The sequence below is a fragment of the Halorubrum sp. T3 genome (assembly GCF_000296615.1).
Taxonomy (GTDB): Archaea; Halobacteriota; Halobacteria; order Halobacteriales; family Haloferacaceae; genus Halorubrum; species Halorubrum ruber.
Window position 1 is genome coordinate 295,628 of record NZ_ALWQ01000008.1, and the last position, 14,341, is coordinate 309,968.

A 14,341-nucleotide genomic window follows, 5' to 3' on the forward strand; every position below is an offset into this window, starting at 1 on the left:
CGGGGACTCGGCGCGGAGACGGGCTCTCTCCCCCGCAGGGGAACAGTGATACGGCGGGCGTCCGTCACCGACGTATGTCGAACGAGACGCTGTACGACCGCCTCGGCGGCGAACCGGCCATCGGCGCGGTCGTCAACGAGTTCTACGACCGGGTGCTCGACGACGACCGAGTGAACCACCACTTCGACGACGTGGACATGGCCGACCAGCGCTCGCACCAGACCAAGTTCCTGAGCGCCGTCACCGGCGGGCCGATCCGGTACGAGGGCGAGGAGATGGCGGCCGCTCACGAGGAGTTGGCGATAACCGACGCGGAGTTCGAGGTCGTCGCGACGCATCTCGACGAGGCGTTGCGCGCCTTCGACGTCGACGACGGCGACCGCGAGGCGGTGATGGAGGCGGTCGCGGGGTTCGAGGAGGACGTGGTCGGCGGCCCGCCCGCGGACGGGTAGCGCCGACTCGCCCGCGGACCGGACTCCTCGGTCAGGGCTCCCCGCCGAGCGACTCCTGTTCGGAGCCGGTGTCGCCCCGCAACCGGCGCCGGCGCTTGTCGTATGCGGCCTCCAGCTTCGCGTTCGTGGCCCGCGAGACGAGGTAACAGTCGGCGTCGCCGTCGTCGCGGGGATGCGCGCTCGCCACCCAGACGTGGCCGTCGCCCGTCGAGAGGTCGTCCGCCCAGCGCTCGGCGGCCGCGCGGCTCTCGAACGCGTGGCAGGGCCCGTCCTCGAAGACGAGTTTCCCCACCTTCGCGTTCCGCTTGCGCGCGGACGGCTTGATCGCGACGACGACGCTCACACCCGGCGATCGGACGCCAACGAATAAAAACCTCGTCAGACGCCGCGCCCAGGAAGCCGCCGCTCAGTCGTCCGCGACCGCGTTCGGCTCGGTGCCCGCGGCGTCCGCCTCGGCCGCGAGCAGGCGGTCGAGCCCGTCGACCATCCCGACGACGCTCGCGCGGGTGATGTCCGCGTCCGACGCCGAGACGCTCACGGAGCGGTCCCCGCGCGAGAGGTCGACTTCGACGGTGACCACCGCGTCCGTGCCGCCCGTGATCGCGTCGACGTGGTAGGAGTCGAGTTCGAAGGCGACGCCGTCGCGCTCGCCGTCCGGTGCGGCCCCGCGATCGTCGCCGTCGTCGCCCGCGAGCGCCGCGCGGACCGCCTCCAGTCCCGCGTCGACCGGGCCGGCGCCGGTGCCGGAGGCGACACGCTCGTCGTCGCCGACGCGGAGCCGGACCGAGGCGGTCGGGAGGTTGCCGCCGGAGGTCGCCGAGAGATCCACGAGCTCGACGTGTCGCTCTCGCTCGCGACCGCGAACGTCGTCGGCGATGGCGAGCAGGTCGGCGTCCGTGACGCGCTTGCCGCGTTCGCCGAGCTCCTTCACGCGGGCGACGACCTCGCGCAGCTCGTCGTCGTCGACCGCGACGTCGTGCTCCGCGAGCGCGGCCTTCACCCCGGCGCGGCCCGCGTGCTTGCCGAGGACGAGCCGGCGTTCGCGGCCGACCGTCTCGGGCGGGTACGGCTCGTACATCGTCCCGTCCTTGAGCGTGCCGTCGGTGTGGATCCCGGACTCGTGGGCGAAGGCGTTGGCGCCGCAGACCGCCTTGTTCGGCGGGAGCGCGACGCCGGTCGCCTCCGAGACGGTCCGACAGAGCCGGTAGAGGCGCTCGAGCTCGACGGTGTCGACGTCGTACGACTCGCCGAGCGCGATCGCGACCTCCTCGAGGGCGACGTTGCCCGCGCGCTCGCCGACGCCGAGGACGGTGCCGTGGACGGTGTCGGCGCCCGCCTTCAGCCCCGCGTGGACGTTCGCTAACCCGAACCCGAGGTCGTCGTGGGTGTGGAGGCTCGTCGGGCCCAGCTCCGCGAGCCGCGAGACGACCGCGGCGGTGCGCTCGGGGTCGGCCGCGCCGACCGTGTCGCAGTAGCAGATCCGGTCCGCGCCCGCGTCGAGGCCGGCGCCGAGCAGGCGCTCGAGGTAGTCGAGGTCGGCGCGCGAGCCGTCCTCGCCGAGCACCTCCACCCACAGCCCGTGGTCTTTCGCGTACTCGACGAGCTCGACCGTCGTCTCGACGACCTCGTCGCGGGTCGACCCCACCTTCGTCTCGACGTGTTTGTCGGAGGCCGGGACGACGAGGTTCACGCCGTCGACGCCGCAGTCGAGCGCGTGGTCCACGTCCCGCTTCACGCCGCGGGCGAAGCTCGTCACGGTCGCGTCCAGCCCCTCGTCGGCGACGCGGCGGATCGCCTCGCGCTCGCCCTCCGAGGTACACGCCGAGCCGGCCTCGATCAGGTGGACGCCGGCGGCGTCGAGCTCGCGGGCGACGTCGACCTTCTCGCCGGGCGTCAGGGAGACGCCGGGCATCTGTTCGCCGTCGCGCAGGGTGGTGTCTAACAGCTGTACCTCGTCGAGGTCGGTGAGTGTGGTTCGGGTCAAAAGGGAGTCCGTCGGCTCTGCGGTGGTCTCGGGGTCGGTGCCGCCGCGGGGCGGTCGTGCCCCGGAGTCGTTATCGTCGGAGAATTTCGCGGCCAGCCGCCGCGAGGCGACTTCCTCTATCCTCCGAACGATCGCGAGTGTCTCGCGTCATTCGTACCCGTGCGAACAGTGTACACACGTATAAACTGCCGGGTCGCGTCAGGTTTGGCCGAGCGATCCTCGCTGTAACCCGGGTTTCGTCGAGGAATCCTTGATGCGATTCGTCGGCGATCGCTCGTCGCGACCGCCGACACCGTTAGGGGACTCCCCTGCGACCGGCCCGCATGGAGCGAGTCGCGATCGACGACGTCGACGTCGTCACGAATCCCATGGGCGTTCACGACCTCCGAAAGCCGGTCTCGCGCGCGCTCGGCACCGACCACGTCGCGATGAACTACTTCGAGCTCGCGCCCGGCGACGCGTTCTCCGGCGGCCTCCACACCCACGGCGACCAGGAGGAGATCTTCTACGTCCGCTCCGGCACCGCCACCTTCGAGGTGGGCCGCGAGCGCGACGAGGTCGAGGTCGGCCCGGACGAGGCGATTCGCTTCGCGCCCGGCGAGTTCCAGTCCGGGTTCGTGGCCGAGGACGCCGACGAGGAGGTGGTCGCGTGGGCGGTCGGCGCGCCGGGCGCGCGCCACGACTGGGACCAGATCGAGTCGATCGTCGAGTGCCGCGACTGCGGCGGCGAACGCGTCCACGACACCGAACTCACCGACGAGGGCCGGTTCCGGTTCACCTGTACGGAGTGCGGTACGTCGTTCTCGCCGTGAGACTCGTTCGCGGCGTTCGAGACGACCGCGCCGCGCCACCGCACCCGCCTCACCCAAGCAGCGACCGCAGCGACCGCCGCCGGGTGCCGCACTCCGCGGCGTAGTCGCAGGCGTTACACCGGTCGTCGTCGACGCGCGGCGGGGGGCCGTCGATCGACCGCACCGCGCGGAGCGCCTTTCGATACGCCGCCTTCTTCCGCACCGTCAGTCGGACCTCGCGCACGACCCCGACCGCGGGGTACTCGACCAGCGCGCGCTCGATCTCGCGCTCGCGCTCCCACGCCAGCGCCTTCGCGAGCCCGACCGCGCGCACCGCCTGCGGCTCCCACACGCCCTGCTCCGGCGGCTCGCCCGACGAGACGAGGGTCGGGACGGGCGGCGCGGCACCCTCGTCGTCCGCATCGGTCGCCCCCTCGTCCGCTTCCAGCACCTTGTGAACAGTCCCGTGACAGTCCTTGCCCGAGAGGAAGCCGCGCTCGCTCGCGGGGTCGACGAGACGCTCGTACTCCTCGCGCTCGCGCAGCCGGTCCAGATTCCGACGGTAGGCTGCCGGCGATCGGTGGAGCGGCAGCTCCCGGAGCGTCCGGTTCGACGCGTCGACCAGCTCACCGTATCGGAACGCGAGGTCGATGCGTTCGCGCGCCTTCGGCGGGACGCTCCGCTCGTCGTCGCGCCGGACGTAGTAGAGCTGTCGGGGGCAGTACGCCGCGCGGGCCAGATCGCTGAACGGGACGAGGGTCACGCGTCAGGCTGGCCGCGGCTTTGTTTATAAATAGAACTGCGGTGGCGCGTGCCGACGAGCGGCCGCCCTCGGCGGCCGCGAGTCGCACGCGCGAGGGAGTCGGTGGTCCGGAGCGAAGCGGAGGACCACCGACGAGGCTGGGGAGGTGTGAGGTGCGGTTGCGGTGCGGGGCGGGACTCAAAGGGGCAGCCGCGAGGACGGCGCAGGCGACGCAAGCACTGGAAGGAGCGAACGGAGTGAGCGACTGAAGCGCGCAGCGAGCGTGCGCCGTCCTCGCGGCTGGGGCTTTGGAGATGTTCTCCGCCGATCTGTCAGTATTGGTTTATAAATGAGCGTCTGGGACTTTGGAGAAGTTCACCTGCGATCCGCCGTCAACTACTTATAAAGAAACGTCCGTCTCGATGTCCTCGGTCGCTTCGCGGAGGCCGTCCTCGCGGGCGTCGCTCGCGAGCGACCCCTCGATGTCCGCGTCGGTGAGGAGGTCCCGGAACGCGTCGCGGAAGCGGTCGTTCGCCCGGGTGGAGGCGATGTCCGTCCGCGCGACGGCGGCGTACCGGGCGACGACATCGGGTTGTGCGTCCAACTCTTCGGCGCACTCGACGATGGAGTTCCCGGCCGCGGTGAGGCGCTTCAGGTCGGCGTACTCGAACGCGGGATCCTCACTGTTCTCGTCCACGTCGACCTCGCGGTCCGACTCGCGCACGAGGTGGAGGTCGAGGCGCGCTTTCCGGACGGTCTCGGCGTCGACCTCGTCGGGATCGACGTCGGTGCCACCGTCCTCCAGTCCATCGCGCAGGGCTGCGGCGATCGCCGCGTCGTCCTCGCTCTCGAAGCGGCCCCGTGCGACAAGCGCGTAGGCGGCGTCGTCGAGCGGCGTCGAGAAGCCGTACCGCTCGCGCATCGCGGCGACGAGGTCGCGGAGCTCCTCGCTGGCGTCGTCGCGGTCGACGAGGGTCCCCCGCTCCGCCTCCTGGCGTTCGGTGACCGTCTCCGAGCCGGTGGCGTCGACGAACAGGTCGCGGAGTTCGGCGGTCTTCTCGTCCATGGGAGCGGTTCTACGCGGGCACGGCAGAAAAGGCTCGCGTCGGAACCGTGTCCGCTCGGGCGGTGGCGCGTCGCTCGCTCGGCCTCCGAGCGGCCTCAGACCAGCCCGCCCACGGTGAACACCACGTAACAGCACGCGACCAGCGCGCCCGAGTGGAGCAGCGCGGCGTACCGCCCCCGCGCCGCCGTGCCGGCGAACCACCCGGACGCCAGCACGGTCGCCTGCGTGACGACGTACAGCCGGAAGCGCTCCAGTTCCGGATACACGCCCTCCGGCTCCGTCACCGCGTCCGACGCGGCCGCGATCTCGGCGAGCCGCGCGGCGTCGACCACCTGCGTGTTCACGACCGCGACGACGCCGGCGACGAGGACCGCCGCGGCCCAGCCGACCGCGATGTACGGCTGCATCGACGAGCGGAGCGCGCGCTGCTCGCTGTACAGCCGCCCGACCTCGATCCGGAGCGTCTCGAAGACGGCGTCGGCGTCGCTCCCGGCGTCGAGCGCGCCCGTGACGAGCCCGAGCGTCCGCGCCGCCAGCGGGGTGTCGACCCGGTCGACGAACCGCTCGATGGCGACCGCGCGGACGTCGACCGCGCCCGATTCCGCCGCGGAGCCGGACCCATCCCCGGCCGCTCCCTCGGGCGCCGTCGTCGACCGCAGCGCGAACGCGAGGTCGGCCACGTCGTCGTCGAGGACGCCGAGGTCGGCGTCGCGCGCGACCGCCGCCACCGCCGCTTCGAGCGGGCGCCCCTGCGCGACGTGGCCCGAGACGGCGTGGACGAAGTCGGCCAGTTCGCGGTCCTTCGCGTCGTCGATCCGGGTGCGCCGCGCTGCGACCAGCCCCACCGGCACCGCGAAGGCGGCGTAGCCGACGAGAACGACGTTGACGAGGGTGTAGCCCGCGAGCGCGAGCCACGCCGCGAGCGCGACGGCCGGCCCCGCGGCGGCGACCGCCGTGCTCGCGGGGTTGCGCCCGGCGGTCGCGAGGACCGCTCGCGGGCCCGCCGGCAGCTCGTAGCTCGCGCGCTGGCTCGGCGGGCGGAGCGTGCCGACCGCGACCGCGGCCGCGAGCCCGAACGCGACGAGGAACGCGACGGCGCCGTACAGCACCACCGCCCGCGTCGGCACCACGCCGACCGGCGTCTCGACCGGCGGGAGCAGCTCGGGGATCACGACCGACAGCGCGGTCGCGCCGATGACGAGCAGCGCCGGCAACACCAGCACGGCGACGAACAGCTCCGTGAGCAGTTCGAGGAACCGCCGGGCCCGCTTCCGGGCGCGGTCCTGCCGGTGCGAGAGCATGCGGCGCTCGGTCGCGAGGAACTCCGAGAGCGCCTCGTCGCCGGCCGCGGCGCGCTTCCGGAACTTCAGGAGGAAGGGTGCGAGCAGTTCCCGCGAGGGCGTGTCCCGCGCCACGCGTCGCAGCCCCTCGTCCAGGCTCCCGGCGAGCCGGGCGGCGTTGAGCGCCTTCCGCAGCGAGGTGGCGGTGGCGCCGTACGCGTCGCCGTCGGCCGCCTTGCGGAGCATCGCCCGCGGCCCGTCGCTCCCCGAGGAGAGCAGGTCGAGGTACCGCACTGCCCCCGGGAGCGTGCGCTCGATGTCCGTCCGCCGCGTCGCGGCGACCCAGCGGAGGCCGAGGCCGGCGGCCGCCACGGTCGCGCGCTTCGCGAGGAGCGCGACCGCGACCGCGACGAGCAGCGCGGCGTGGGCCGTCCGGAGCGGCCCCACGGAGTCCGGCGTCGGCGCGGGCGCCGCGGTCGACCCGGCGGAGAGCAGCGCAGCGCCGAACCGCGCCTCGACCGCGGCCGCGACCGCGGGGGCGGCGCCCGCGGCGACGATCAGCGCGGGGAGGAAGACCGCGGCCGCGACGACCCACGAGAGGCCGTACGCCCGCGCGAGGTACGTCTCGAAGCCGGTGTCGAGCGCGGTGCCGCGGTACCGCTTTCGGTCGGCGTCGTGCCGCCGGTCGCTCGCGTGGCGCGCGAACAGCGCGTAGCAGACGCGGTCGAGGACCGCCAGCCGGCCGCCCGCCCCGAGCGCGTCGTCCGCGGATCTGTTCTCAGTGTCACGGTTCCCGGCGACCGTGCCGGTCGTCCCTCCCCGGCTCACGGCCGCCCCCGTTCGGACGAGTCCTCCCGGTCCCCGTCGCCGTCGCGGTCCATCGTCCGTGCGGCGCGCTCGACGGTCGCCGCCTCGTCGGTGCGCAGGTCGGCGAGGAACTCGAACAGCTCGTCGGGGTCGTCGACGCCGTCGCGCACGAGGTACTCCACGTACCGCCGCTTCGACGCGAACTCGGCGGCGACCGCCTCGCGGTCGCGGTCGGTCCGGTTCGCGATCCGGTCGAAGACGCGGAACCGCGGGCCGGCGCCGCGACCGTCGCCCGGCGCGTCGTCCGCCCCGGCCGCGCCCGCCCTCGAAACCCCCTCGTCCGCGTCGCCGCCCGGCGCGCCGGGGAACCGGAACGTCCCGTCGCCGTCGCGCCACGCGACCGTGTTGTAGCGGACCGACTCGCCGCCGGCCTCGACGACGCCCGCGCCGCCGCGCTTCGGGTCGCCGGTCGGGCTCCGTTTCGCCTCCGGGTCGAGGCCGTCGTACGCGGCCTCGGAGAGCGGTTCGATCGCCCGGGAGACGTACCGCTCGCCGTCGACCTGCCGGGGGAAGACCACGAGGTCGACCTCGCGGAGCAGCCGGGCGGGCAGGTCCCGCTCGCGCAGGCGGTTGGCGAGGGCCTCGACGTCCTCCGCGTGCGTCGTGCCGATCACGCCGTGACCCGTACTCAGGCTCTCCGCGAAGGTCTCGAAGCTCTCGGGGGTGTTGATCTCGGCGATCACCTCCACGTCGGGGTTGAGGTAGTTGGCTTCAGTCATCAGCTCCGCCATCCCCACGGACTTGTAGGCGTCCTCGTGATCGCGGGTGGTGAGCGAGACGCCCGTCTCGTGGGGGAGCCGGACCTCGCGGGACCCCTCGTCGACGGAGACCGGGCGAGCGTCGAAGGGGATGAACGGCGCGTGGGCGTTGAGGAGCGTCGTCTTCCCGACGCCGGTCGGGCCCGCGAAGAGGACGACGCCGCGGTGTTCGTACAACAGCCACAAGAGCGTGACCAGTTCGACCGACAGCGTGCCGCGCTCGATCAGGTCGACCGGCGTGAGCGCGTCCGCGCGCTGCTTCCGGATCGAGACGTGCGGGCCGCCCTCGGAGATGACGGGCAGCGCCACCGCACAGCGGATCGTCTGGGGTACCCCGTCGAGTTCGAGGTTCACCTTCGCGGAGGGCGTCGAGGCGTTCAGCTCCGTGCCGTCGCGGGCGGCGATCCCCGTGACGACGTCGACGAACGTCGTCTCCTCTTCGAACGCGAGATTCGTCGGGACGCGCTCGCCGGCCTCAGGGGCGTCGCCGTCGCCCGCCGGCGCGCCGCCGTTGCCCGCCGGCGCGCCGCCATTGCCCGCCTCGCTCGTTTCGCCCGCCGCCCCCGAAAGCACCGAGGCGCGCGGGACGACCTTCACGCGCTCGCCGACGCGGTTCGCCTCCACGTCCTCTAAGTGTGGATCGCGGATCGGGATCGTCAAGATTCCCTCGCCGACGAAGTCGCGAAGGACGTAGTACGCGAGGTCGTCGAGGCGGTCGCGGGCGAACCGCGAATCGACCGGGGGCGCGGCGAGCCCGCGGTCCGCCAGCGCGGCCCGGGCCCGGTGGAGCGCGGCGTCGAGCCACGCGCGGGTGTTGCGCGCGGTGAGCCGCCGCGAGAGGAACCGCCGGGCGCGGGCGGCGACGAACGACTCGCGGTCCTCGATCACGTCGCTCACGGTCGTCTCCCAGATCCGTGATTTACACTCCTCGATGAGTTCCTCGTCGCCCGGGAGGAGGTCCGGCTCCAGCACGGCGTACTTCGTCTCGAACGCGTCGGAGCCGAGCAGCCGCTCGCGGTAGACGACCACCTCGACCGCGATGCCGGCGAACTCGACGGCGTACTGCGCGAGCCGCTCGGCGGCCACGCGCTCGACGTAGTCGGCGTCGGCGTCGATCCCGGTCTCCAGCGGCGCGAACGTCTCGGTGTGGACCACCAGCTCGCGGTCGTCGCCCACGTCCGCGACCTCGATCCGGTCGTCGAGGGCGACCGGGGTGAGCTCGCCGAGCAGCCGGAACTCCCGCAGCGCGTGGTAGTCGATCCGACGCCGGGCGGCCGCGGTCGCGTCGACCAGCCGGTCGATCGCCGTCGCGTACTTCGGCTCGAACCCCCGCTCGGCGCGCTCGACGACGCCGACCCGGGTGAGCGGGCGGCGGTGCCGCACCGCGGAGAAGCGGTCGCGGACGCGGTCGAGCGCGTCCTCGTCGGCGGGCGACAGCGGCGGCTCGCGGACGTCGTAGCCGAACCGCCCGCCGTCGCGCTCGCGGACGGTCGCCACCACGCCCGGCGCCGCCTCGTACTGCGCCCGGACGTCCGGCGCGTACCACGCCTCGGGGTCGCCCGGTGGCACCGGCGCGGGGACCGCGCCGCCCGGGTCGTCGTCGGGCTCGTCGACGATCCGGAGGGTCGCGCCGTCGGTCACGGTTCGGCTCCTCGCAGGGGCGGCGCCCTCGTCGGCGCCGCGGGTATCGGTCGTAGCGTCCACATCGGTATCGTCGGTCGTTCGCGGGTGACCGCCTCCCCGATTTAAGAATTTATATCATATCTGATGTGTAGTTTCAACTTCGAAAAACGTTGGACGACGGAGCCGCCGGTCGATCGAGCCCGTACTCTGGCCGCCTCTCCTCCGATCCCGGTCGTCACCGTCCGTGTGTCACGAAGCGGACGTGGGAGAGGGTCCGACCCCTCCTCGGTCGGCCTTCGTCGCAGTCGGATCGGTACGGGTCACTTACCATCTCTCAGGATGTCCCTGAAAGGTTTCTACCGACTACGCGGCCGGATGTGTACGGAATATTGTGGGATTCTGTCCGAAGAATAATATGTTGATTATGTGAATGTAAAACCCAAACACGCGATATCGGATGGCTCAGCGGATTCGCCCACAAAGAGATAACAGGGCCTAAACCGACGTTTTCCGGATTTACAGGCGAATAGAACGGACCGATCTGAAGTGTCTGTTAGGAGCCCCCAACTGGTGCTCATTCTGGTTATTCTGTTTTTACTTAATGAACGTCCTGCTGTAGCGACTCTCGGCCCATCGGCGGGAGTGCGTTTCCACGGGGGTCAGAAGCGGTAACACATCTATGGCAACAAACACTATCAATCGGACGGGAGGCCCGCGAGGATGACCCGCGCGGGCAGGGAACAGGTGTTCGCGGTACTGTTCGCGGTGGTAATGGTGACGTCGATGATCGCGGGGACGGCCGCGATCTCCGGGGGGGCCGCCGCGGCCCCCGGCGACGTCGTTCACCGCGTGAATGCGGGCGACTCGCCCGTCGCCGCGACCGACGGCGGTCCCGAGTGGGCCGCCAGCGACGGGACGTACGTCTCCGGAGGGGACACCTACGCAGATACAGTGAGCGTCTCGACGGACGCGAGCGTCCCGGCGTCGACCCCGACGTCGATGTTCCAGTCCGAGCTGTACGGCGACCAGCAGTGGACCTTCTCGGAGAACGTCCAGAGCGGCCAGACGTACGAGGTCCGGCTGTACTTCGCCGAGATATTCCACGGCGTCGACGCCGGGAATCCCGGCGGCGGAACGGGGGACCGGGTCTTCGACGTCGCCGTGGAGGACGAAACGGTCCTGGACGGCTACGACATCTACGCCGACGTCGGCCCCGCGACGGGCGTGATGAAGTCGTTCGCGGTGACGCCGGCGGACGGTCAGATCGACATCGACCTCTCGACTGTCGAAGACAACGCGAAGATCTCCGCCATCGAGATCGTCGAGTCCGCGCCCGAGCCGAACACGCTCGAGGGACCGTCGCAGGTCGACTTCGGCGACGTGCTCGTCGACGACTCCGAGACGGAGTCGGTCACGCTGACGAACCTCGGCGGCGACGGCGACGCCAACATCACGATCGACAGCGTCTCCGCCTCCGGCGACGGCGCGTTCTCAGCGGGCACGGCGTCGAAGACGACGCTCTCGCCCGGCGAGTCCGCGGATGTCCCGGTGACGTTCGCGCCGACGGCCGCGCAGGAATCGTCCGCGACGCTCGATATCGAGCACTCGGGAAGCAACTCGCCGCTCTCGGTCGACCTCTCCGGCGAGGGGGCGAGTGCGGCCGACCCGAGCTTCCAGAAAAGCACGCTCGAGGGCTTTAGCGCCGGCAACCCGACGGCCATCGACTTCGGCCCGGGCGGTCGCGCCTACGTCTCGACGCAGGGCGGTACGGTGTACGCGCTCGACGTCACCCGGACCGGCGAGAACAGCTACGAGGTCGTCAACGAGGTCCAGATCGACGCGATCAAAGACATCCCGAACCACGACGACTTCGGGAACCACGACGTGAACCGGACTAAACGGCAAATAACCGGAATCACAGCCGGCGGTACCGCCGCTGAACCGGTTATCTACGTCTCCTCGAGCGACGCACAGATCGATGTCGGCGATGACGACGACACCAAGGACACGAACTCCGGCGCGATCTCCCGACTGACGATCTCGCCGGGGAGCGACGGGACGCTCCAGCAGAGCGAGGTCGACCACGAGGTGCTGGTGCTCGGACTGCCGCGCTCCGAGGAGAACCACTCCCCCAACGGGATGGACCTCTCCGCCGACGAGGAGACGCTCTACCTCGCGGTGGGTGGCCACACGAACAAGGGCGCGCCGAGCAACAACTTCGGGCACACGCCCGAGTACGCGCTTTCGGCTGCGATCCTCGAGATCGACCTCGCGCAGATCGCGGACGAACACCAGCCGAAGAACCTCAACGACTACGACGACGACTATCCGACCCTCGACTTCTACTACGGGATCCCGACGATCCAGAACGACGACTCGACGGACGGTGACGACCTGCCGTTCGGCGGGAACGACGGGATCAACCAGGCGAAGCTCATCGAGGGAGGGCCGGTCCAGATCTACTCGGCCGGCTACCGCAATCCGTACGACTTGGTCGTCGCGGAGAGCGGTCAGGTGTACGCCGCGGACCACGGTCCGAACGGCGGCTGGGGCGGCCAGCCCGCGGACGCGAACGGCGACACCACCGCCGACGCCGCGGCGGTGACGAACCACCCCAACGAGGACGGGAGCTACACGACATCTGACCAGCTCGTGAAGGTCGACGAGGGCGACTACGGCGGCCATCCCGCGCCCGTCCGGGCGAACCCGACCGGCGCGGACATCTACGACTCGAACGGGGAGATGGTGTTCGACATCAACGCGTCGAACTCCCCGGTCCCGGCGAGCATGGTCGATCCCCAGGAGGCGGACTACGTCCCGCCGACGAGCGGGTCGCCCGATCCGGGCGCTCCGGCCGGGAGTGCGAACACGATGGAGTTCGAGGACGGCGACAAGGTCCTGTTCGGCCCGACCGGCGGGACGGCGCAGTACACCGCCTCAAACTTCGGGGGCGCCATGGACGGCGACCTCCTACAGGTCGAGCTCGGCGGCGACGTCGAGCGCGTGGAACTGACCGAGGACGGGTCGACCGTCAAGAGCGTCGAGACGATCGCGAACACCGCCGGTCCGCTCGGCATCACCGCCCAGGGCGACGACGACGAGTTCGCCGGGACGATTTGGACGGCCGACATCGGCGGAAACGGCGTCACCGTGCTCGAACCGGTCGACTACGGGACCGAGGCCGGCGACGGCGGGGGAGGCGCCACGTGTACCGGCGCCGACGACCCCGCCCTCGACGAGGACGGCGACGGCTACGACAACGCCGACGAGATCGACGCGGGCACCGATCCGTGTTCCTCTGCGTCGACGCCGGCGGACTTCGACGGCGACGGCACGTCGAACCTAAACGACCCCGACGACGACAACGACGGGCTCAACGACACGGAGGACCCGTTCGCGGTCGATCCGAACAACGGGCTCGACACGACGCTCCCCGTCCAGCACGACCTCTCGGAACTGAGCCTGTTCGGCGAGAACGGGCAGGGCTGGACCGGGGTGATGACGAACGGTACAGACTACCAGGCGCTCTACGACCCGACGCAGATGACGGTCGGCGGCGCGGCAGAGGTCCTGACGGTCGAGGACGTCCCTCAGGGCGACGCCTACGCGGACACGAACACGCAGCAGTACGCGTTCCAGTTCGGGGTCGACCCGCCGACGGAGCCGTTCACGGTCGAGTCGACGGTCGCCTCCTTCCCGGCGAACCCCGAGAACTACCAGTCCGCCGGGATCTACGTCGGCACCGGCGACCAGTCCGACTACGCGAAGCTCGCTGTCGTGGCCGACGGCGGCAACGGCGGCGTCGAGTTCGCGCAGGAGGAGGGCGACTCGTTCACCCACCAGACCTCGCCGGACGTCGTGAGCGACGCCAACGTCACCGGCGCTGACACGACGCTTCGGCTGACGGTCGATCCGACGACCGATCCGCTGCCGGACAACGGCGAGGACGAGGTCGCCCTCACCGCCGAGTACGAAGTCGACGGCGAGACGACCGATGTCGGGACGGCCGCGATCCCGGCTTCTTGGCTCGACACGTCCGACGGAACCGGGCTCGCTGTGGGCGTCATCTCGACGTCGAACGGCGCGGGCTCGACCTTCGACGCGACGTGGACTGACATCGGTGTCGACTACGTGACCCCGCCCGAGAACGAGCCGCCCGTCGCCGACGCGGGCGCCGACCAGACGGTCGACGAGGGCCAGGAGGTCACGCTCGACGGGTCCGGATCCGACGACCCGAACGGCGATCAGCTCGGCTACACGTGGACCCAGACCGCGGGTCCGGACGCCGGTCTGAGCCAGAGCGACGGTGAGACGGCGACGTTCACCGCGCCCAAGGTCGACACCGAATCGATGATCGGATTCCAGCTGAGCGTCTCCGACGGGCAGGACAGCGACACCGACGAGGTGAACGTCACGGTTCAGCCGGTCGCAGACGAGCCGCCGGCCGACGACACGATGACCGTCGCGGAAGCGGTCGCGACGGGCGGCGAAGACGACTCGCTGATCGAGGACGCGGAGATCCAGCAGGCGATCAACTGGTGGGCGACCGACAGCGAGGTCCCCGACACCGGCGGCGAGACGATCGGTGACTCCGAGATCCAACAGCTCATCAACTACTGGGCGACGGTGACCCCGGTCGGCGACGCCAACGGCCCGCCGACCGCGTCGTTCACCGTCTCTCCCGACGCTCCGGAAGCGGGTCAGCAGGTGAGCTTCGACGCGTCCGGGTCCAGCGACGACGGCTCGATCGCGAGCTACGAGTGGGACTTCGACGGCGA

Annotated in this window: 9 protein-coding genes; 3 read left to right on the plus strand and 6 right to left on the minus strand. The window is 71.1% G+C overall.

Features of this window, described 5'->3' with window-relative positions; genetic code table 11:
* Positions 1-74 precede the first annotated feature (74 nt).
* Complete coding sequence (locus B378_RS0101375; protein ID WP_017342035.1) at positions 75-452, plus strand: group 1 truncated hemoglobin; 378 nt, start codon at positions 75-77, stop codon at positions 450-452.
* Between the two features lie 31 nt (positions 453-483).
* Here B378_RS0101375 and B378_RS0101380 read toward each other — a convergent pair whose 3' ends face one another.
* Both B378_RS0101380 and B378_RS0101385 read right to left on the minus strand, forming a co-directional pair.
* Positions 484-795 (minus strand): hypothetical protein, encoded by a 312-nt coding sequence (locus B378_RS0101380; protein WP_017342036.1) that lies wholly within the window; start codon positions 793-795, stop codon positions 484-486.
* A gap of 63 nt (positions 796-858) precedes the next feature.
* A complete protein-coding gene (locus B378_RS0101385) occupies positions 859-2,436 on the minus strand; it encodes an alpha-isopropylmalate synthase regulatory domain-containing protein (RefSeq protein ID WP_026046116.1) in 1,578 nt (525 codons plus the stop codon).
* A gap of 323 nt (positions 2,437-2,759) precedes the next feature.
* On the opposite strand from B378_RS0101385, the gene B378_RS0101390 reads away from it, so the two are divergent.
* Entirely contained in the window at positions 2,760-3,248 is a 489-nt protein-coding gene (locus B378_RS0101390; RefSeq protein WP_017342038.1) for a cupin domain-containing protein, read from the plus strand.
* 49 nt (positions 3,249-3,297) lie between these two features.
* On the opposite strand, the gene B378_RS0101395 is transcribed toward B378_RS0101390, so the two are convergent.
* The 4 genes from B378_RS0101395 to B378_RS0101410 form a co-directional block, all read right to left on the minus strand.
* Positions 3,298-3,990: a hypothetical protein gene (locus B378_RS0101395; RefSeq protein WP_017342039.1), complete on the minus strand. Its 693-nt coding sequence runs from the start codon at positions 3,988-3,990 to the stop codon at positions 3,298-3,300.
* A 379-nt stretch (positions 3,991-4,369) separates the two neighbouring features.
* Complete coding sequence (locus B378_RS0101400; protein WP_017342040.1) at positions 4,370-5,035, minus strand: hypothetical protein; 666 nt, start codon at positions 5,033-5,035, stop codon at positions 4,370-4,372.
* A gap of 95 nt (positions 5,036-5,130) precedes the next feature.
* Positions 5,131-7,143, minus strand: coding sequence for a type II secretion system F family protein (locus B378_RS0101405; RefSeq protein ID WP_017342041.1), 2,013 nt, complete (start codon positions 7,141-7,143; stop codon positions 5,131-5,133).
* Positions 7,140-9,581, minus strand: a complete 2,442-nt coding sequence (locus B378_RS0101410; protein ID WP_026046117.1) for a type II/IV secretion system ATPase subunit — start codon at positions 9,579-9,581, stop codon at positions 7,140-7,142. Before B378_RS0101410 ends, B378_RS0101405 begins: the two co-directional genes overlap by 4 nt.
* A gap of 702 nt (positions 9,582-10,283) precedes the next feature.
* On the opposite strand from B378_RS0101410, the gene B378_RS0101415 reads away from it, so the two are divergent.
* Positions 10,284-14,341: malectin domain-containing carbohydrate-binding protein (locus B378_RS0101415; protein ID WP_017342043.1), on the plus strand; the 4,058-nt coding region annotated here is incomplete at its 3' end.

Excerpts from the sequence above, each read along its gene's own strand:
- B378_RS0101375 (WP_017342035.1), top strand. The coding sequence starts at position 75 with ATGTCGAACGAGACGCTGTACGACCGCCTCGGCGGCGAACCGGCCATC.
- B378_RS0101390 (WP_017342038.1), top strand. The coding sequence starts at position 2,760 with ATGGAGCGAGTCGCGATCGACGACGTCGACGTCGTCACGAATCCCATG.
- B378_RS0101400 (WP_017342040.1), bottom strand. The coding sequence starts at position 5,035 with ATGGACGAGAAGACCGCCGAACTCCGCGACCTGTTCGTCGACGCCACC.